The following is an 18,665-nucleotide window of genomic DNA, read 5'->3' as shown; positions in this document are numbered from 1 at the left end:
ACGCGCATGGTCATGCAAGCGGATCGTCCCGACCGAGTTCCCAGCAGGCCACCGCCGTGGCCGCGGCCACGTTCAACGAGTCGACGCCCCGGCGCATCGGGATCACCACCCGCACGTCGCTGGCCGCCATCGCCGCCCCGGTCAGCCCGGCGCCCTCCGCGCCAAGCAGCAACGCCGCCCGGGCCCGCTGGTCGCCGGTGAGCCGCTGGATCGGTACGGCGTCCGGCGCCGGCGTCATCGCGAGCACGGTGAAGCCCGCCTCCCGCACCTGGTCCAGGCCTGCCGGCCAGCTCTCCAGCTTCGCGTACGGCACGGCGAACACCTCACCCATGCTGACCCGGACGCTGCGCCGGTAGAGCGGGTCGGCGCAGGTAGGCGACAACAGCACGGCGTCCACCCCGAGCGCCGCCACGGCCCGGAAGATCGCGCCCAGGTTGGTGTGGTTGTTGACGTCCTCCAGGATCACCACCCGCCCGGCGGCGGCAAGCACCTCGGCGACCGACGGCAACGGCTTGCGGTGGAACGACGCGAGCACGCCCCGGTGCACGTGGAAGCCGGTGGCCCGCTGGAGCACGTCAGGCGTGGCCGCGTACACCGGAGTCTCACCGGTGTCGAGGTCGGCGAGCTGGTCCGCGCGCTTCGCGTCGACCAGGTACGACCGGGCCGGGTAGCCGGCCCGCAGCGCCCGCCGCAACACCAGCTCCCCCTCCGCGATGAACAGCCCGTGCGGGGGCTCCCAGCGGGTCCGCAGCTCCACGTCGGTCAACGCGCGGTAGTCGGCGATCCGGTCGTCGTCGGGGTCGGTGATCTCGTGGACGGGCACCGCACGATTCTGCCGTACCCCCGGCCGCCGACCTGCCGCACCCGCCGCCGACCGGTCACGCCCGCTGGTAGCGCAGCAGCACCGCGCGGCCGTCGAACGGACGCGTCTCGACCAGCTTGAGCTCCTCGCGGGCCAGGTAGGGCAGCACCTGCTTTCCGCCGCCGAGCAGCACCGGGTGCACGATCACCTGGTACTCGTCGACGAGCCCGAGCGCGGCCAGCGCGGTGGCCGCGCCGGTCCCGCCGGTGACCAGCAGATCCCCGCCGAACCCCGCACGCGCCTCGGCCCACTCCGCCGCCAGGTCGCCGCCGCCGACCACCCGGGCGCCGTGGTCGGCCCCGGCGAGCGTGCGGGAGACGACCACCTTCGGGGTACGCCGCCAGATCGGCGCGAACGCCAGATCGTGGGGATGGTCGGAGATCGACTCGACCTGCGGCCAGTAGGAGGACATCATCTCCCACACCCGCCGCCCGTAGACGAACGCGTCGGCCCGCTCGGTCAGCTCCAGGGAGTACGCGGACAGCTCGTCCCCCATCGCCGGCCAGTCGAACTCGCCGTTCGGCCCCTCGATGAAGCCGTCGACCGACTGGTGCACGAAGTAGATGACCTTGCCCATGCTGTGCTCCTCCGCGTAGCGGTGCACCCTCGGCGGGCGCGCTCACCGGTAGGTCGGAGCCCCTTCGCCCGATCCGACACCGGCCGCCAGTATTCCGGGGCAAGTGTTAGAAGGGGCCCCCTCCTATACCAAATGCGTTAAGCGGGGGCCCCGCCTTATCCCCGACCTTGGAGCCAGCGGAGGAGGTCCTGCGGGAGGTTGCGGTTGTCGTCGCGGGGCGGGGTGGGCTGTGGGCGCTGGGGGGTGCCGGCCAGCTCCCGGCTCGGCGCGGTGAAGTCCTTCACCGGCTTGCCGGTGACCGCCGTTTTGATCACCCGGGCCACCGCGTCGATCACCTTGGTCTGCACCGCGGAGCCGACCAGGTCGGCCGCGTCGTCCGGGTTCGCCGCGATGCCGGCGACGGCGACCTGCGGGGTGAACCCGACGAACGTCTCGGTGGCGTTCCGCTCCGAACTGCCAGTCTTGCCGGCCACCGGCCGACCGACGATCCCGTCGACGCCGGTGGCGGTGCCGCCGTTGCACTGCCCGTACGCCGACTGCTGGCCCACCGGGCAGCGGGCCGCGTCGGTGGCCGCCCGGGCCACGTCCGGCTCCAGCACCTTCTTGCAGGAGGGCTGCCCGACGTCGACCGTCCCACCGTCGGACGCGGTGACCGAGACCACCGGCAGCGGCGAGCAGTAGGTGCCCTCGGCGGCCACCGTCGCGTACGCGTTGGCGAGGTCGAGCGGGGTGGTGGCGGCCACGCCGAGGGTGAACGCCCCCCAGTTGGCGGCGTTGTCGCGGGCGAACGCGGCGTCGGAGTCGGCCCGGAACGTGATGCCGAGGCGCTGCGCCATCTCCACCACCTTGTCCTCGCCGACCTGCTCGGCCAGCCACACGAAGTACGTGTTGACGGAGCGGCCGAAGCCGTCCCACATCATCCGGTAGCCGTCCATCCACTCGGGGTTGGCGTTGCCCGGACACCACGTGCCGTCGCAGTTGCCCTCGTCGTCGGAGGCGTAGCGGGTGGGCAGCTTGGCCGGCGCGTCGAAGCCGGTGGCGAGGGGCTTGCCCGCCTCCAGCGCGGCAAGCATGGTGAACAGCTTGAACGTGGAGCCGGCCTGGTAGCCGTCGACGCTGGCGCCGCCGGAGATCAACGGGTTGACCGTGTTCGGGTGGTTGCCCTGCCCGTCGGGGTTGTCGGCCAGGCTGTAGTGCCGGTTGACCGCCATGGCGAGCACCCGGCCGGTGCCGGGTTCGACCGCCGCGATCGGCAGCGCGCGCTTGTCGTCGTACCCGTAGACCTTGGTGGCCTGTGCCTGCGCGGTCTGCTGGATCTTCGGGTCGAGCGTGGTGACCACCCGGTAGCCGCCGCGGCGCAGCGCCTGCTCGCGCTCCTTCGGGGTGTCGCCGAAGGCCGGCTGGGTGAGCCACCACTGGCGCAGGTAGTCGCAGAAGAAGCCCCAGTCGTCGTGGCCCTGCGCGGTGGCGGTGCAGCCGTTGGGCTGGGCGGTCGGGCGCAACGTGAGCGGCTCGGCCTTGGCCGCCGCGGCCTGCCGCGCGGTGATCGCGCCGGTCTCGGCCATCGAGTCGAGCACGTACGCCCGGCGGGCGAGCGCCTGGTTCTTGTCGCCGTCGATCGGGCTGTACTCGTCCGGCGACTGGACCAGGCCGGCGAGCAGCGCCGCCTCGCCGAGCGTCAGGTCGGCCGGTGCCGTGCCGAAGTAGCGCTGGCTCGCGGCGGCGACGCCGTACGCGCCGGAACCGAAGTACGCGATGTTGAGGTAGCGGTTGAGGATCTCGTCCTTGGACAGCGACTGCTCCAGCGCGTTCGCGTACCGGATCTCCTGGAGCTTGCGCCCGACGGTCTGCTCGGTCGCGGCCTGCCGTTCCTCCGCGGTGCGGTTCGGGTCGGTCTTGAGCACGTTGCGGACGTACTGCATGGTCAGCGTGGAGCCACCCTGCTCGGTGCCGCCGCCCTTCACGTTCGCCACCAGCGCGCGGGCGATGCCGCGCAGGTCGGCGCCGCCGTGGGAGTAGAACCGCCGGTCCTCGGCCGAGACGATCGCCTGGCGCATCACGGGCGCGATCTCGGCAAGCGGCACGTCGGTGCGGTTGACGTCGTAGAACGTGGTGAGCAGCGTCTTGCCGTCGTTGGCGTAGAGGTAGGAGCGCTGCGGCTGCGCCGGGGTGCGCAGCGCGTCGGGCAGCTCCGCGTACGCCCCGAGGCTCGCCTTGACGACGAACCCGCCGAGCAGGCCGGTCGGGAGCGCGGCGAGCGCGAGGACGAGCCCGGCGAGCAGGCCCGCGAGCAGCACGGTGAGGAGCCGCGCGAGCGGCGACCGGGAAGACGGCATGGGCTCCAGGATTGCCGCGAAAGCCTCGTTCCGACCACCCTCGGCGACGGGTTGCCAGCAAATTCACCGGTAACCGCCGGGTGCCCCTCTCCCGATCGGCCCGCGTGTCCCGGCCTGTCCGGTACCCCCGTGACGAACGCAACACGATTGACACATAGCTATGTTAGCGCTAACAATGACGATGTTCCCGCAACCTCCCCGAAACGGAAGGAACGTCCGATGAGAGGTCCGATCGAGCGGGTCGTGGCGGCCGTGGCCCTCGCCCTGGCCGCCACGGCGGTGGCGCCGACGCCGGCCGGGGCGACCGCGGCGGAGGCGACCGAGCCCGAGGCGGCGGCGGAGGCGGCCGTGGCACCCGAACCGGTGGTGAGCCGACCGCCCATGGGGTGGGCGTCGTGGAACACGTTCGCCGCGAAGATCAACTACAACGTGATCAAGGCGCAGGTCGACAGCCTCGTGTCGAGCGGCCTGGCCGCCGCCGGCTACGAGTACGTCAACATCGACGAGGGCTGGTGGCAGGGCACCCGGGACGCCGCCGGCAACATCACCGTGGACACCGCCGAGTGGCCCGGCGGGATGACGGCCATCGCGGACTACATCCACAGCAAGGGCCTGAAGGCGGGCATCTACACCGACGCCGGCCGCGACGGCTGCGGCTACTACTATCCGACCGGCCGGCCGGCGGCGCCCGGATCGGGCAGCGAAGGGCACTACGACCAGGACTTCCTGGCGTTCTCCAGGTGGGGCTTCGACTTCGTCAAGGTCGACTGGTGCGGCGGCTCCGCCGAGGGGCTCAACCCCCGCACCGCCTACCAGGCCATCAGCGACTCGATCGCCCGCGCCACCGCGCAGACCGGCCGGCCGATGGTGCTGTCGGTCTGCAACTGGGGCGTGCAGAGCCCGTGGGACTGGGCGCCCGGCATGTCCACCATGTGGCGCACCAGCGGCGACATCATCTACTACGGCCAACAGCCGTCCATGGACCGCGTGCTGGCGAACTTCGACTCCGCGCAGCACCCCGCCGCCCAGAGCGTCGGCCACTACAACGACCCGGACATGCTTGTCGCCGGCATGCCCGGGTTCAGCGCGGCACAGAACCGCACCCACCTGAGCCTGTGGTCGATCTCCGGCGCCCCCCTGCTCGCCGGCAACAACCTGACCACGATGTCCGCGGAGACCCGGGCCATCCTCGGCAACCCGGAGGTCGTCGCCATCGACCAGGACCCGCTGAGCCGGCAGGGCGTCAAGGTCGCCGAGGACGCCGCCGGCCTCCAGGTCTACAGCAAGGTGCTCGCCACCAGCGGCCGGCGGGCGGTGGTGCTGCTCAACCGCACCGGCTCGACGGCGAACGTCACCGCCCGCTTCGCCGACCTCGGGCTTGGCGCGAGCGCGACCGTCCGCAACGTGTGGAGCGCCACCGACCTGGGCACCCGGACCACCAGCTACACCGCGAGCGTGCCCGCCCGCGAGGCCGTCCTGCTCGTGGTCGGCGGCACCGAGAACCCCGGCGGCGGCGCCCGCACCGGTTCGCTCGCCGGCCGGCAGTCCGGCCGGTGCCTGGACATCAACAACTTCGCCACCACGAACGGCACCCAGGCCCAACTGTGGGACTGCACCGGCGCGAGCAACCAGACCTGGACGTACACCTCCGGCCGGCAGCTCATGATCTACGGCAACAAGTGCCTCGACGCGTACAACGCCGGCACCACGAACGGCACCAGAGTGGTCATCTGGGACTGCAACGGCCAGGCCAACCAGCAGTGGAACGTCAACTCCGACGGGACGATCCGGAGCGCGCAGTCCGGCCTCTGCGTCGACGCGTCCGGTGCGGCCACCGCGAACGGCACCAAGATCCTGCTCTGGACGTGCGGAACCGCCGACAACCAGAGATGGAACTGGCGATAGGAATCTCCGGTCAGCCGGCGGCGAGCGGACCGCCGCCGGCACCGGGAGGCGCGCCGCCGGGAGGCGCGGCGGGCGTGGCGAGGCTGGCGCTCGCCGCGTCCCGGGCGATGGCCTCGGGCACGAGGCGACCCCTGCGGTAGCCGATGCCGATGCCGGCGACCAGCACGAAGATCGCGCCGAACGTCTGCAACGACCCGATCAACGCGCCGCCCAGGCCGAGCAGCGGCGCGGCGATCATCAGCATGATCCCGTCGCCGTAGGAGAACATCCCCGACCGGCCCACCGACCACCCGGTGAGGAACCAGCCCACGCTGTAGCAGGTCGCCCCGAACAGCACGATCCCGCGCGCGGTGAGCCCGAACACCGGCGTCTGCTCGGCCAGCCCGGCGAACGGCAGCATCAGCACCATCCCGCCGATGCTGGCGAGCAGCCCGGCCAACGCGACCCGCCGGCAGCGGGTGGCCGCGAGCAGGCCGGTGAGCGCGAGCAGGGCGAGCAGGCCGAGCCAGATCGACGCCACCCAACCGACCAGGTAGAGCGGCTGGCCGTCGGCCGGGTACGGGTCGTTGCCCACCCCGCCGTCGCTTGCCATCGCCACCACGCCGTAGAGGACCGCGTACGCCGGCAGCAGCCACACCGCCGCGCGGGCGAACCGGCGGACCGACCAGGCCCAGGTCGCGTCCGTGGCCGGCGCCCCCGGCCCCGGCTCGGAGACGAACGGCAGGACCACGAACCCCCCTCCGGTACGCCGGGAGCCGAGCGGTCCGCCGGGATCGTGCGCGCCGGGGACCGGGGTCCCGGAGAAGAGCCGGTTCGCCGGTTCCTTCATGCGTCACCTCGCTCACCTCAGGGGCGGCCCGGGCCACACGACGGCGCCCCGGCCCTGCTCACCACCGTCCTTCCAGACCGATGGTGGCAGGCGCCGGGGCGCCGGATGAGCGATTCTCGGATTTGCCGGTCAGCCCCGCTCGCGCTGGTCCGCCGGGTCGGTGAGCAGCGTCTCCGGGGCCACCGGCTCCGGGGCCGGCAGACCCTGCGGCGCGTTGCCGCCGGTGGCCTGCGCCTCGGCCACCCGTACCTCGTCGTGGATCTCCTGGGCCGCGATGGCCGCGGCCTGGGCCGCCTCGGCGGCCTCCCGCTCGACCTCGCTCGCGGTCCTGGCGGCCTCCGGCGACGGCTGGTCGCCGACCATGTTCGCCAGCCCGCCCAGCGCGCCGCCCATGCCCTCCAGGGCCCGGGTCAGCTCGGTCGGGACGATCCACACCTTGTTGGCCGTGCCGTTCGCGATCTGCGGCAGCGCCTGGAGGTATTGGTAGGCGAGCACCTTCTGGCTCGGGTTGGCGGTGTGGATCGCGTCGAAGACGGTGCGGATGGCCTTGGCCTGGCCCTCCGCCTGGAGGATCCGGGCCTGCCGGTCACCGTCGGCGCGCAGCACCGCGGCCTGCTTCTCACCCTCGGCGGTGAGGATCTGCGACTGCTTGTGCCCCTCGGCGTTGAGGATCGCGGCGCGGCGGTCCCGCTCGGCGCGCATCTGCTTCTCCATCGAGTCGCGGATGCTCGGCGGCGGCTCGATCGCCTTGATCTCGACCCGGGTCACCTTGATGCCCCACCGTCCGGTCGTCTCGTCAAGCACGCCGGACAGGTGCCTGTTGATCTCCTCGCGGCTGGTAAGCGCGCGCTCCAGATCCAGCGAGCCGATCACGTTACGCAACGTGGTGACGGTGAGCTGCTCGATCGCCTGGAGGAAGTTGGAGATCTCGTAGGTGGCCCGGACCGAGTCGACCACCTTGAAGTAGAGGACCGTGTCGATCGAGACGACCAGGTTGTCCGAGGTGATCACCGGCTGGGGCGGGAAGCTGACCACCTGCTCCCGCATGTCGACCTTGGTGCGCACCGCGTCGACGAACGGCACCAGCAGGTTGAGCCCGGGGCTCAGGGTGCGCTTGTACTTACCCAGCCGCTCCACCACGTCCTGGCGCTGCTGCGGCACGATCCGCACCGCCTTGGCCAGTGTCACCACGACGATCACCGCCACGGCGATCAGAAGGATCGCTGCAAACTCCATATGGTTCACCCTCTCGCTTCGGGCAGCTCGCCCGGGGCGGAAATGTCGTCCTGCCAAACCAGGGCGGTCGCGCCCCGGACCTTTATCACCTGCACCCGCTCGCCCGCCGCGTAGCGCCGCGTCGCGTCGAACGACCGGGCCGTCCACACCTCACCATCGATCTTGACCATGCCGCGCTCGGCGTCCACCGGCTCCAGGACCACCGCGGTGGACCCCTCGATCGCCTCGACGCCGAACGGCTGCTCACCGCTCTCCAGCGCCGACCGGGCGTTCCGGCGGATCACCGGCCGGGCCACCGCCAGGGAGAGCGCCGACACCACGGCGAAGATCACCGCCTGGAGCGCCACCGGCGCGCCGAGCGCCGCGGCACCCGCGGCGGCGAACGCCCCGACGCCGAACATGATCAGGAACAGCGTCGTCGTGAAGATCTCGGCGACGGCCAATACCACACCCAGAACGATCCAGAACACGGCGTCCACGTGACCAATCGTGACACGTCCAGGCACGTGTCATCGAACTGTCATGATCGCTAGGCTCGATCCCACCGTACGGCGACGAGGAGGACGAGATGGCGCTACTGCCCGAGACCGCACGCCAGATGGACCTACTGGTCGCCCGCGCCCAGGCGGAGGGACGCGGGCCCTCGCTGGCCCTCGGCGTGGTCCGCGACGGTGACCTGGCGCACCTGGCGGTCGCCGGCGAGCGGCCCCGGCCCGACGGCGACCTCCAGTACCGGATCGGCTCGATCACCAAGACCATGACCGCGGTGCTGGTGATGCAGCAACGCGACGCCGGGCGGCTGGCCCTCGACGACCCGCTCGACAAGCACCTGCCCGGCACCCCGGTCGGCGCGCTCACCGTCCGCCAACTGCTCGGGCACGCCAGCGGCCTGCAACGCGAGCCGGACGGCGGGTGGTGGGAGCGCGCGGCGGGCATGGACCTGGACACCCTGCTCGCCGGGCTGACCCCGGACAAGATCGCCTACCCGCCGCACCACGTCTACCACTACTCCAATCTGGCGTACGGGCTGCTCGGCGCCGCGCTGGAACGGATCACCGGCACGCCCTGGATCGAGCTGCTGACCGGCCGGCTGCTGGCGCCGCTCGGCATGCGCCGCACCACCTTCGGCCCGAGCGAGCCGTTCGCCCGGGGCTTCGTCGTCCATCCCTGGCACGAGACGCTGCGGGCCGAGCCGCTTACCGAGACCGGGGCGATGGCGCCGGCCGGGCAGCTCTGGTCGACAGTCGAGGACCTAGCCCGCTGGGCGGCGTTCCTCGCCGACCCGGACCCGGCGCTGCTCGACCCGGCGACGCTCACCGAGATGTGCGCGCCCGTGGTGATCAGCGACCTGGACTCGTGGACCGGCGGGCACGGCCTCGGCATCGAGCTCTACCGGGTCGGCGACCGGGTTTACGTGGGCCACGGCGGCTCGATGCCCGGCTACGTCGCCGGCCTGGTCGTGCACCGCCCCACCCGGACCGCGGTGGTGGACTTCGCCAACTCCTACGGGCTGCGCGGCGGGCACCACATCACCGGGCTGGCCCGCGACGTACTCACCCGGATGCTGGACGCCGAGCCGGCCGCGCCCGCACCGTGGCTGCCGGCCGCCCCGCCCGCCGCCGACCTGGCCGAACTGACCGGCCGCTGGTGGTTCATGGGCGGGGAGTACGAGTTCCGCGCCGACCCCGCCGGTCATCTCGTGGGCGGGCCGGTGGGCCGGCCGGTGCTCCGCTTCACGCCGGAAGGGCCGGATCGCTGGCGCGGCCGGTCCGGCCCGCAGGACGGCGAGATCCTCACCGTCGTCCGCGACGCCGCCGGCGCGGCCGTCGCGCTGGACATCGCCACCTTCCTCCTCACCCGCACCCCCGACCAGGCCCCCTGAGCCCCGGCCCTCAACCACCCACTACGGCGAGGTGACGAAATCGATCAACCGCTCCATAGCGTTGATCAGCGGCGTCTCCACGTCGGCGAAACTGTCCACCCGGGACAGGATGTGCCGCCACATGTCCGCCGGCTCGGCCACCCCGAGCGCGGCGCAGACGCCCTCCTTCCAGGGGCGTCCCGGCGGCACCACAGGCCACGCCGCGATACCGAGCGCCGCCGGCCGCACCGCCTGCCACACGTCCACGTAGGGGTGACCGGTGACCAGCACGTGCGGCGAGGTCACCTGGGCCACGATCCGGCTCTCCTTGGAGCCGGGCACGAGATGGTCGACAAGGACGCCGAGCCGGCGGCCCGGGGCGGGAGCGAATGCGCGCACCTCGGCGGCGAGCGCGTCGATGCCGTCCAGCGGCTCCACCACCACACCCTCGATCCGCAGGTCGTCGCCCCAGATCCGCTCGACGAGCGCGGCGTCGTGCACGCCCTCCACCCAGATCCGGCTGGCCTTGGCGACCTGCGCGCGTACGTCGTTCACGGCGATCGAGCCCGAGGCGGTGCGACGGCGGGCGGCGGGGGCCGGGGCGCGGGCCGGGCGGCGCAGCGTGACCGGCCGGCCGTCGAGCAGGAACGCGGCGGGCAGCAGCGGAAAGTTACGCCGCCGCCCGTGCCGGTCCTCAAGCACCACGGCGCCGGTGTCGAAGCCGACCACCGCGCCGCAGAAGCCGGAGTCGGCGTCCTCGACCACCAGGTCGGGCTCGGCGTCGACCTCGGGGGTCACCTTCCGCCGTCGCCAGTCGCCCGCCAGCACATCCCCGTCGTATCGCCCTGCCATGGCGGCCACGCTAGCCACCGCACCCGGCGTGTCGCTCGCCGACGCGCCAGGCGAGCGCCCATCCGTCGACACGAAACGGTGCGAAGGGGGTAGTTGGGGGCAGGCCACGCCACTGGAGCGGCAGCCGAGACAGCGGCGGCGGCCACCACGTACCCTTTCCGCATGTCCTCCCCCGCAACGGGCGCGGCCACACTGGCTGCGCGCCGGTCGAGCCGGTTCGTCGCCTGGGTACGCGCCTGGCGCGCCGGCCTGGTGCCGTTCGACGAGGTCGCCGACGCCATCGCCGGCGACGAGGAGCACCTCGTCGCGGACGCCCCCGGCACCTGGACCGACGTGTCCCTGCGGGAGGCGCTGCCCAGCCTGGCCAAACACTCCCCGGACGAGATCCGCCTGGTGCTGCCGGCGCCCGGTGACCCGCGCGGGCTGCCCGGCCCCGGCGCGTTCGCCGGGGCGGCGCTCGTGGCCGGCGAGGCCGTGGTGGCCAGCGGGCTCGGGCTGGTGCCCGAGGTCCGCACGCACACCTCGGGCTCGGGAATGACCTGGGAGACCGTGCTGTGGCGGGTCCACTCGCTGCCGGCCGACGCGCCGAAGGCGTCCCTGACCACACCTGGCGCGGCGGAGGCCGAGGCCGAGCTGGCCGTCGCGCTGGCCGAGACGACCGCGGCGCTGACCCGGCTGGACGTCGCCCAGTGGCGACCCGAGCTGGCCGGCGCGCTCGCCGCGCTGCGCCGCCCCGACGGCGGCACCGACCTGCCTCCCGGCTTCGACCCGCGGGCGCGCCGCCTGTTCGCCCGTGCCGCCGTGCTGGACCGGGTGCTCGCCCTGGCCGGGGAGAGCGCACCTGGCGGCGCGGTGAACACCCACGAGGCGCAGCAGCGGGACGCCGCGCTGCGTCCGCTCACCACCGCCTGCCGGCAGGCCCTGGTGGCCGCCTGCAACGCGCCGCTGCGGCCGTAGGGCCCCGGCTCAGACCTCGTCGATCAGGTCGGCCACCGAGTCGACGATCCGGGACGGCCGGTACGGGTACCGCTCGGCCTCGGCCCGGCTGCTGATCCCGGTGAGCACCAGGATCGTCTCCAGCCCGGCCTCCAGCCCGCAGAGGATGTCGGTGTCCATCCGGTCGCCGATCATCGCGGTCGACTCCGAGTGCGCGTCGATGGTGTTCAACGCGGAGCGCATCATCATCGGGTTGGGCTTGCCGACGAAGTAGGGGTCCACGCCTGTCGCCTTGGAGATCATCGCCGCCACCGAGCCGGCCGCCGGCAGCGCGCCCTCGACCGAGGGGCCGGTGGCGTCCGGGTTGGTGCAGATGAACCGCGCGCCGTCGTCGATCAGCCGGATCGCCTTGGTGATCGCCTCGAAGCTGTAGGTGCGGGTCTCCCCCAGCACGACGTAGTCCGGGGCGAAGTCGCTCAGCACGTATCCCACCGCGTGCAACGCCGTGGTCAGGCCGGCCTCGCCGATCACGTACGCGGTCCCGCCCGGCCGCTGGTCGGCCAGGAACTGGGCGGTGGCGAGCGCGGACGACCAGATCGCCTCCTCCGGCACGTCAAGCCCCATCCGGGCGAGCCGGGCCTGGAGGTCACGCGGGGTGTAGATGGAGTTGTTCGTCAGCACCAGGAACGGCTTGCCCGAGGCGCGCAGCTTCTTGACGAACTCCGGCGCGCCGGGCACCGGCTGCCCCTCGTGCACAAGCACGCCGTCCATGTCGGTGAGCCAGCTCTGCACCGGCTTGCGGTCATGCATCGTGTCCGTCCCTGGGATGTCGGTGGTCGGTCGGGCTCAGGGCCGGCGAGCCTGGGGTACGCAGCACAGCGCCGGGCAGGTGTCCCAGGCCGGCAGCTCGCCGAGCCGGCGGCGCAGTCGCTCCCCGTCCGGCCCGGTGCGCTCCCGCACCAGCTCGCGGACCATCGCCACGAACCGCGGGTCGGTGCCCGGGGTGCCGGCGCGGACGAAGTCCAGGCCGAGCTGCTTCGCCGTCTCCAGGGCCTCGGTGTCCAGGTCCCACACCACCTCCAGGTGGTCGGAGACGAAGCCGATCGGGCTCACCACCACACCTGTCACGCCCTGCTCGGCCAGGCCGGTCAGGTGGTCGTTGATGTCCGGCTCCAGCCACGGCACCTGCGGCGGGCCGGACCGGCTCTGCCACACCAGGTCGTACGGCAGGTCGGGAGCGGCGGCGGCGTGGACCAGCCGGGCGGTCTCCTCGAGCTGGGCGGTGTACCGGCCGCCGTGCGGGCCGGCGGTGGCGGCGGCCGACACCGGGATCGAGTGCGCGGTGAAGACCAGCCGGGTGGTGTCCCGCCGGGCCGGGTCGAGCTGGGCCAACGCGCTGCGGACCGCGTCGGCGTGCGGCTCGACGAAGCCGGGATGGTCCCAGAACTGACGCAGCTTCTCGATCGACGGCGCGTCCGGACCGACCGCGGCCCGGGCGGCGGCGATGTCCTCCTGGTATTGCCGGCAGGAGGAGTAGCCGCCGTACGCGCTTGTGACGAACGCCAACGCCCGGGTGATCCCGTCGTCGCGCATCCGCGCCACGGTGTCGGCGAGCATCGGGTCCCAGTTGCGGTTGCCCCAGTAGACCGGCAGGTCGACGCCGTTGGCGGCGAAGTCGTCGCGGATCGCCGCGAGCAGGTCGCGGCACTGCCTGTTGATCGGGGACACGCCGCCGAAGTGCAGGTAGTGCTCCGCGACCTCGGCCAGCCGCTCCGGCGGCACGCCCCGGCCCCGGGTCACGTTCTGGAGGAAGGGGAGCACGTCCTCGGGCCGCTCCGGGCCACCGAACGAGACCAGCACCAACGCGTCGTACGCCATGGCCTCTATTCTTCCCCGCCCGCCGTGACACCCGTGCGACGCCCCCTGCTCAGCGCGGTTAAGCCCCCGCTGCGGGGTGTTAAGCGGGGGCCCTTCCTATACCGGAGACGTTAAGAAGGGGCCCCGCCTTACATCTCAGGCGCCGATGGCGTGGTAGCCGCCGTCGACGTGGACGATCTCACCGGTGGTGGCCGGGAACCAGTCGGACAGCAGCGCCAGGCAGGCCCGGGCGGCCGGCTCCTGGTCGGTGAGGTTCCAGCCCAGCGGGGCGCGCTCGGTCCAGGCGTCCTCGAACTGGTCGAAGCCGGGGATGGACTTGGCCGCGATGGTGCGCAGCGGGCCGGCGGCGACGAGGTTGCTGCGGATCCCCTGCTTGCCCAGGTGCAACGCGAGATAGCGGGAGGCGGACTCCAGCCCGGCCTTCGCCACGCCCATCCAGTCGTAGACCGGCCACGCCTTGCTGGCGTCGAACGTGAGGCCCACCACCGCCCCGCCCGCGGACATCAGTGGCAGCGCCGCCATGGCGAGGGACTTGTAGGAGTAGGTGGACACCTGCAACGCGGTCGCCACGTCCGCCCACGGCGCGTCGAGGAAGCCGCCACCGAGGCAGCTCTGCGGGGCGAACCCGATCGAGTGCACCACCCCGTCCAGCCCGTCGACGTGCTCGCGGACCCGATCGGCCAGGCCGGCCAGGTGCTCGTCGTTGCTGACGTCCAGCTCGATCACGGGCGCCGGCTCGGGCAGCCGCTTGGCGATCCGCTCCACCAGGGAGAGGCGGCCGTAGCCGGTCAGCACGACCTGGGCGCCGTTCTCCTGGGCGAGCTTCGCCACGGAGAACGCGATCGAGGCGTCGGTGATGACGCCGGTGACCAGCAGCCGCTTACCGGCGAGAAATCCGGACATTGCGCAGTTCCTCCGTGCTCGTGGTCAGTGGCCCATGCCGAGGCCGCCGTCAACCGGGATGACGGCGCCGGTGATGTAACCGGCGGCGTCCGAGGCGAGCCAGGTGACGACCGCGGCCACCTCCTCCGGCTCGGCGAACCGGCCGGCCGGGATGGCCTTGCGGTATTCGGTGCGGCGCTCCTCGGGCAGCGCCGCGGTCATCTCGGTGTCGATGAAGCCGGGCGCCACCACGTTCGCGGTGATGTTGCGCCCGCCCAGCTCACGGGTGATCGAACGGGCCACGCCGACCAGGCCGGCCTTGCTCGCGGCGTAGTTCACCTGGCCGGCGCCGCCGTAGAGGCCGATCACCGAGGAGATGAAGATCATCCGGCCCCACTTCGCCCGGAGCATCTTCTTCGACGCCCGCTTGGCGACCCGGAACGAGCCGGTCAGGTTGGTGTCGAGGACCCGGGTGAACTGCTCGTCGGACATCCGCATGAGCAGCGTGTCGTCGGTGATGCCGGCGTTGGCGACAAGCACCTCGACCGGGCCCAGCTCGGCCTCCACCGCGGCGAACGCGGCGTCCACCGACTCCGCGTCGGTCACGTCGCACCGCACCCCGAACAGCCCCTCCGGCGCGTCCCCGCCCCGGTGGGTCACCGCCACCCGGTCGCCCTGCTTGGCGAAGGCCTGCGCGATGGACAGGCCGATCCCCCGGTTTCCGCCGGTCACCAGCACGGTACGGGCCACGGGTCCCCCTCTGCTCAGCTGATCTCCCAGTCGGACGGAGCCTAGGGGTTACCGACAGGTAAGCGCTAACCCGTACCAGGCCGGCGGCACCGTCGACCAGGGCCCACGCCGACCGGGTCGGCCGAGTGCGCGGCCCGTCCCTCCCCGGTGTACGCTGAGCACTGTCTGCGGGCCGGTCTGCGCCCGCGTTCCGGGCCCCGCCGACCGCAGGAGGTGATCGCTGTGCGAGATAGCGATCCTCCCAGTCGTGGCCGGGCCCACCGTCAGCCCCGCTGAGCCACGGCTCGGTCGACGCGGCTGACCCGCTTCCCGCCCTCCGCACCGCATCCGCTCCCCGGCGAGCACCGCCGGCGGTGGCCCTGCCGCGCGGCGGAGCACCCGGTCACGACTTCGTGTGCGTCTTTCCCCGCGTCCCCCTCGCGGCCCGCGTCACCGGGCCGACCGTCGCCACGGAGCACAACCATGAGCCGTTACGCCGCACCGCTGGGATTCACCCTCGCCGCCGTCTGGGTGGCGGTCCTGTTCGTGCTGGCCGGCGGCGGTCACTGACCGCCACCGGCCCGGCCCGGCTCAGATCAGGCGGGACGTCCAGAGCAGACTCAGCCCGCCGGCGCAGAGCGCCAGCAGCAACGCGATCCCGGCGTACCACTGGGTGATCTCGCGCGGCTCCGTGCGATAGCCGATCGAGCTGCCCATGTCCTGATAGACCTGCTTCAGCTCGCTCACCGAGGCGGCCTCGTAGAAGAAGCCCTGGGTGGTCTCCGCGAGCTGGGACAACGCGGTGCGGTCCACCGGCACCCGCTGGAGCTGGCCACCGATGTCCACCTGGCCCGAGTCGGTGCCGAACGCGATGGTGGAGACCGGCACGTTCGCCGCCTGCGCCGCCGCTGCCGCCTCCTCCACCGAGCGGCCGGAGGTGCGGTAGCCGTCGGAGAGCAGCACGATCCGGGCCGGCGGGATGCCCGCGGCGCCGTCGGCCGGCACCGACCGGATCGCCTCCAGGCAGGTGAACACCGCCTCACCGGTGGCGGTGGCCTCGGCCAGCACCAGGCCGTCGATGGCGGTGGTCACCGCGCCCCGGTCCTTGGTCGGCGGCACAAGCACGTTCGCCGACTTCGCGAACGAGACAAGCCCCAGGTTGTAGCTCTCCGGCAGCTCGCCGACGAACTGCTTGGCCGCCTCCTGCGCCGCCTCCAGCCGGTTCGGCGCCACGTCGTCGGCCTGCATGGACAGCGACACGTCGATGGCGAGCATCACGGTCGCCCGCTCCAGCGGCTCCCGGGTGTCGATCGCCGGCCGGGCCAGCCCGGTGGCCAGCACCAGCAGGCAGAGCAGGAACGCGGTCGCCGCCGCGTGCCGGCGCCAGCCGAGCCCCTTGGGCGCGACGGTACGCAGCAGGTCGACGTTCGTGAAGCGCAGCGCGTACTGCCGGCGGTGCAGTTGCCGCCAAACGTACGCGGCGGCGAGGGCGAGCACCGGCAGCACGGCCAGCAGCCACCACGGTTGCAGAAAACGGATCATCGGGTCGTCCCTCGGGTGCGGGCGTGCCGCTGCGCGGCGACGAAACGCACCATGTCCAGCAGCCAGTCTCGGTCGGTACGCAGGCGCAGGTGGGCCGCGCCCGCGGCGCGCAGCTCGGCGGAGATCGCCCCACGCTGGGCGGTCGCCGCCTCGGCGTACCGGCGGCGCAGCACCGGATCGGCGGTCTGCACCTCGTGCAGCTCACCGCACTCCGGATCGACCACCGGCAGCACCCCCACGTCGGGCAGTTCCAGTTCTCGCGGGTCGACCACCTCGACGGCCAGCACGTCGTGGCGGACCCGCAGTTTACGCAGCGGGCGGCCCCACTGCGCCGGTGGCGACAGGAAATCGGAGATCACCACCGCCACGCCGCGCCGCCGCGGTGGCCGGTTGAGCATGTCCACGAGCGCGCCGAGGTCACCGCGACCGGGCCGGATCTCCGCGCCGGCGACGGCCCGCAGCAGCCCCTGTGCCTCCTTGCGGCCGGCCCGGGCGGGCAGCCGCAGCATCCGCCCCGGCCCGCCGGCGGTCGCGCCGGTGCCGACCACCGCGCCGATCCGGTTGCCGCCGCGCACGGTGAGATGGGACAGCGCGGCCACGGCGGCCACCGCCACGTCCCGTTTGAGCCACCGGCCGGTGCCGAAGTCGAGGCTTGCCGACAGGTCGACCGCCAGCCACGTCTCCAACTCCCGGTCGGCGACCGTACGCCGCACGTGCGGCATCGTGGTGCGGGCGGTGACCGGCCAGTCCATCCGGCGCACGTCGTCGCCGGGGCGGTATTCGCGGGACTCCCCCGCCTCGCTGCCCGGGCCGGGCAGCAGGCCGGCGTAGTCGCCCTGGAGCAGCCCGTCCAGCTTGCGGGTGACCATGAGCTGGAGCCGCGCCAGCGCGGCGCCCGAGCGGTCGCCGGTGGCCGGCAGCCGGGTGGGCGGGGTCACGGTCGCGGCCCGGGCCATCCGTTGTGCGGCACCGCCGGTGGTGGCGGTGTGGCCTGCTGGCGGGGCGCGACCGCCGGCAGCGGGATGGTGGACATCACCCGGTGCACGATGTGGTCGGCCGGCACGTCGTCGGCGAGCGCGTCATAGCTGAGCACCAGCCGGTGCCGCAGGATGTCCGGCGCGATGTCCTGCACGTCCTGCGGCAGCGCGTAGTCCCGGCCGCGCAGCAGCGCCAGCGCGCGGGTGGCCCGGACCAGGCCGAGCGAGGCGCGCGGGCTGGCGCCGTACTGGATGAGCTGGGCCACGTCGGGCATGCCGTGCTCGGCCGGGGCGCGGGTGGCGAGCACCAGCCGGACCGCGTAGTCGACGAGCGCGTTGTGCACGAAGACCTGGTCGGCCTTGCGCTGGAGCGCGATCAGCTCGGGGGTGTCGAACACCCGGACCGGCTCGGGCGGGGCCACGCCCATCCGGTAGACGATCTCCCGCTCCTCGGCGTCGGTCGGGTAGCCCACCACGATCTTCATCAGGAACCGGTCCCGCTGCGCCTCCGGCAGCGGGTAGACGCCCTCCTGCTCGATCGGGTTCTGGGTGGCCATCACCAGGAACGGGTCGGGCACCCGGTGGGTCTCGCCGCCGATGGACACCTGCCGCTCGCTCATCACCTCCAGCAGCGCCGACTGCACCTTGGCCGGGGCCCGGTTGATCTCGTCGGCGAGCAGGAAGTTGACGAAGACCGGGCCCAGCTCGACGTCGAACTTCTCGGTCGACTGCCGGTAGATCCGGGTGCCCATGATGTCGGCGGGCACCAGGTCCGGGGTGAACTGGACCCGGGCGAAGGACCCGCCGACGACCTGGGCGAGCGTCTCCACGGCGAGCGTCTTGGCCACCCCGGGCACCCCCTCCAGCAGGCAGTGCCCCCGGGCCAGCAGCGCGACGAACATCCGCTCGACCATCCGGTCCTGGCCGACGATCACCCGTTTGATCTCGAACAGCGCCCGCTCCAGCAGCGTGGCGTCCTGCGCCGGGGTGGTGCTCGCCGCGGGTGCGGCCTCCGGCGCCGCCTCGGTCGGGGTCGGCACGTCGGGCGTGGTCGGCTGGGCCACCGGTCCTCCACAGCTTGGTCGTCGTCGCGTCGTGGTGCGTGTCAAGACTGTCATGCCTCGCTGAGAGCCGAGGGTGGGAGAGGCACGTTTTCCGCCACGCTTCGGCAGTCGCACGGAAAACGCTGAACACGGGTGGACAACCAGGGGTCCGGCGCGTGTACGATTCACCCCGTCGCCGGGCGGCTCCCCCCGTGGCCGC

17 protein-coding genes are annotated in these 18,665 nt (G+C 72.8%); 3 read left to right on the top strand and 14 right to left on the bottom strand.

What is annotated here, in order from left to right:
- Positions 1-10 precede the first annotated feature (10 nt).
- The 3 genes from SM450_RS18635 to SM450_RS18625 all read right to left on the bottom strand — a co-directional run bounded on the left by SM450_RS18635 (position 11) and on the right by SM450_RS18625 (position 3,775).
- A complete protein-coding gene (locus tag SM450_RS18635) occupies positions 11-823 on the bottom strand; it encodes a TrmH family RNA methyltransferase (RefSeq protein WP_474621015.1) in 813 nt (270 codons plus the stop codon).
- A 55-nt stretch (positions 824-878) separates the two neighbouring features.
- On the bottom strand, positions 879-1,439 hold the full coding sequence (locus tag SM450_RS18630; RefSeq protein ID WP_474621014.1) for a dihydrofolate reductase family protein: 561 nt from the start codon (positions 1,437-1,439) through the stop codon (positions 879-881).
- A 155-nt stretch (positions 1,440-1,594) separates the two neighbouring features.
- A complete protein-coding gene (locus SM450_RS18625) occupies positions 1,595-3,775 on the bottom strand; it encodes a transglycosylase domain-containing protein (protein ID WP_474621013.1) in 2,181 nt (726 codons plus the stop codon).
- 219 nt (positions 3,776-3,994) lie between these two features.
- Between SM450_RS18625 and SM450_RS18620 the strand changes: the two genes are divergently transcribed.
- Entirely contained in the window at positions 3,995-5,680 is a 1,686-nt protein-coding gene (locus SM450_RS18620) for a glycoside hydrolase family 27 protein (protein ID WP_474621012.1), read from the top strand.
- 10 nt (positions 5,681-5,690) lie between these two features.
- Here the strand turns inward: SM450_RS18620 and SM450_RS18615 are convergent, their stop codons facing one another.
- The 3 genes from SM450_RS18615 to SM450_RS18605 all read right to left on the bottom strand — a co-directional run bounded on the left by SM450_RS18615 (position 5,691) and on the right by SM450_RS18605 (position 8,224).
- Positions 5,691-6,509, bottom strand: coding sequence for a hypothetical protein (locus SM450_RS18615; protein WP_474621011.1), 819 nt, complete (start codon positions 6,507-6,509; stop codon positions 5,691-5,693).
- A gap of 129 nt (positions 6,510-6,638) precedes the next feature.
- Entirely contained in the window at positions 6,639-7,745 is a 1,107-nt protein-coding gene (locus SM450_RS18610) for an SPFH domain-containing protein (protein WP_474621010.1), read from the bottom strand.
- Positions 7,746-7,750: 5 nt separating this feature from the next.
- A complete protein-coding gene (locus SM450_RS18605) occupies positions 7,751-8,224 on the bottom strand; it encodes an NfeD family protein (protein ID WP_474621009.1) in 474 nt (157 codons plus the stop codon).
- A gap of 89 nt (positions 8,225-8,313) precedes the next feature.
- Here SM450_RS18605 and SM450_RS18600 point away from each other — a divergent pair, with 89 nt between their 5' ends.
- Entirely contained in the window at positions 8,314-9,627 is a 1,314-nt protein-coding gene (locus tag SM450_RS18600; RefSeq protein WP_474621008.1) for a serine hydrolase domain-containing protein, read from the top strand.
- A 21-nt stretch (positions 9,628-9,648) separates the two neighbouring features.
- Here the strand turns inward: SM450_RS18600 and SM450_RS18595 are convergent, their stop codons facing one another.
- Positions 9,649-10,458 carry a DUF3097 domain-containing protein gene (locus SM450_RS18595; protein ID WP_474621007.1) on the bottom strand — a complete coding sequence of 270 codons (810 nt, stop codon included), beginning with the start codon at positions 10,456-10,458 and terminating at the stop codon, positions 9,649-9,651.
- A gap of 162 nt (positions 10,459-10,620) precedes the next feature.
- Between SM450_RS18595 and SM450_RS18590 the strand changes: the two genes are divergently transcribed.
- Positions 10,621-11,415 (top strand): hypothetical protein, encoded by a 795-nt coding sequence (locus SM450_RS18590; protein WP_474621006.1) that lies wholly within the window; start codon positions 10,621-10,623, stop codon positions 11,413-11,415.
- Positions 11,416-11,424: 9 nt separating this feature from the next.
- Here the strand turns inward: SM450_RS18590 and SM450_RS18585 are convergent, their stop codons facing one another.
- From SM450_RS18585 to SM450_RS18555, 7 genes are all read right to left on the bottom strand, one after another.
- Positions 11,425-12,204 carry an HAD-IIA family hydrolase gene (locus SM450_RS18585; RefSeq protein WP_278104715.1) on the bottom strand — a complete coding sequence of 260 codons (780 nt, stop codon included), beginning with the start codon at positions 12,202-12,204 and terminating at the stop codon, positions 11,425-11,427.
- Between the two features lie 36 nt (positions 12,205-12,240).
- On the bottom strand, positions 12,241-13,272 hold the full coding sequence (locus SM450_RS18580; RefSeq protein ID WP_474621005.1) for a ferrochelatase: 1,032 nt from the start codon (positions 13,270-13,272) through the stop codon (positions 12,241-12,243).
- A gap of 135 nt (positions 13,273-13,407) precedes the next feature.
- A complete protein-coding gene (gene fabI, locus SM450_RS18575; RefSeq protein WP_474621004.1) occupies positions 13,408-14,175 on the bottom strand; it encodes an enoyl-ACP reductase FabI in 768 nt (255 codons plus the stop codon).
- A 24-nt stretch (positions 14,176-14,199) separates the two neighbouring features.
- The gene (gene fabG / locus SM450_RS18570; RefSeq protein WP_474621003.1) at positions 14,200-14,904 is read right to left on the bottom strand and encodes a 3-oxoacyl-ACP reductase FabG; all 705 of its coding nucleotides are present in this window, start codon (positions 14,902-14,904) and stop codon (positions 14,200-14,202) included.
- Positions 14,905-15,474: 570 nt separating this feature from the next.
- Positions 15,475-16,425, bottom strand: coding sequence for a VWA domain-containing protein (locus SM450_RS18565; RefSeq protein WP_474621002.1), 951 nt, complete (start codon positions 16,423-16,425; stop codon positions 15,475-15,477).
- On the bottom strand, positions 16,422-17,381 hold the full coding sequence (locus SM450_RS18560; protein ID WP_474621001.1) for a DUF58 domain-containing protein: 960 nt from the start codon (positions 17,379-17,381) through the stop codon (positions 16,422-16,424). Before SM450_RS18560 ends, SM450_RS18565 begins: the two co-directional genes overlap by 4 nt.
- Positions 17,360-18,466 carry an AAA family ATPase gene (locus tag SM450_RS18555; RefSeq protein WP_474621000.1) on the bottom strand — a complete coding sequence of 369 codons (1,107 nt, stop codon included), beginning with the start codon at positions 18,464-18,466 and terminating at the stop codon, positions 17,360-17,362. The genes SM450_RS18560 and SM450_RS18555 overlap by 22 nt, the downstream gene beginning before the upstream one ends.
- Positions 18,467-18,665 lie beyond the last annotated feature (199 nt).

This window comes from Micromonospora marincola, from assembly GCF_056150385.1.
This window is presented reverse-complemented; position numbering and strand designations above follow the sequence as displayed.

What these genes read in the sequence shown, in the direction of transcription:
- SM450_RS18630 (WP_474621014.1), bottom strand. Translation starts at nt 1,439, where the DNA reads ATGGGCAAGGTCATCTACTTCGTGCACCAGTCGGTCGACGGCTTCATC.
- SM450_RS18625 (WP_474621013.1), bottom strand. Translation starts at nt 3,775, where the DNA reads ATGCCGTCTTCCCGGTCGCCGCTCGCGCGGCTCCTCACCGTGCTGCTC.
- SM450_RS18620 (WP_474621012.1), top strand. Translation starts at nt 3,995, where the DNA reads ATGAGAGGTCCGATCGAGCGGGTCGTGGCGGCCGTGGCCCTCGCCCTG.
- SM450_RS18615 (WP_474621011.1), bottom strand. Translation starts at nt 6,509, where the DNA reads ATGAAGGAACCGGCGAACCGGCTCTTCTCCGGGACCCCGGTCCCCGGC.
- SM450_RS18610 (WP_474621010.1), bottom strand. Translation starts at nt 7,745, where the DNA reads ATGGAGTTTGCAGCGATCCTTCTGATCGCCGTGGCGGTGATCGTCGTG.
- SM450_RS18600 (WP_474621008.1), top strand. Translation starts at nt 8,314, where the DNA reads ATGGCGCTACTGCCCGAGACCGCACGCCAGATGGACCTACTGGTCGCC.
- SM450_RS18595 (WP_474621007.1), bottom strand. Translation starts at nt 10,458, where the DNA reads ATGGCAGGGCGATACGACGGGGATGTGCTGGCGGGCGACTGGCGACGG.
- SM450_RS18590 (WP_474621006.1), top strand. Translation starts at nt 10,621, where the DNA reads ATGTCCTCCCCCGCAACGGGCGCGGCCACACTGGCTGCGCGCCGGTCG.
- SM450_RS18585 (WP_278104715.1), bottom strand. Translation starts at nt 12,204, where the DNA reads ATGCATGACCGCAAGCCGGTGCAGAGCTGGCTCACCGACATGGACGGC.
- SM450_RS18580 (WP_474621005.1), bottom strand. Translation starts at nt 13,272, where the DNA reads ATGGCGTACGACGCGTTGGTGCTGGTCTCGTTCGGTGGCCCGGAGCGG.
- fabI (WP_474621004.1), bottom strand. Translation starts at nt 14,175, where the DNA reads ATGTCCGGATTTCTCGCCGGTAAGCGGCTGCTGGTCACCGGCGTCATC.
- SM450_RS18565 (WP_474621002.1), bottom strand. Translation starts at nt 16,425, where the DNA reads ATGATCCGTTTTCTGCAACCGTGGTGGCTGCTGGCCGTGCTGCCGGTG.
- SM450_RS18560 (WP_474621001.1), bottom strand. Translation starts at nt 17,381, where the DNA reads ATGGCCCGGGCCGCGACCGTGACCCCGCCCACCCGGCTGCCGGCCACC.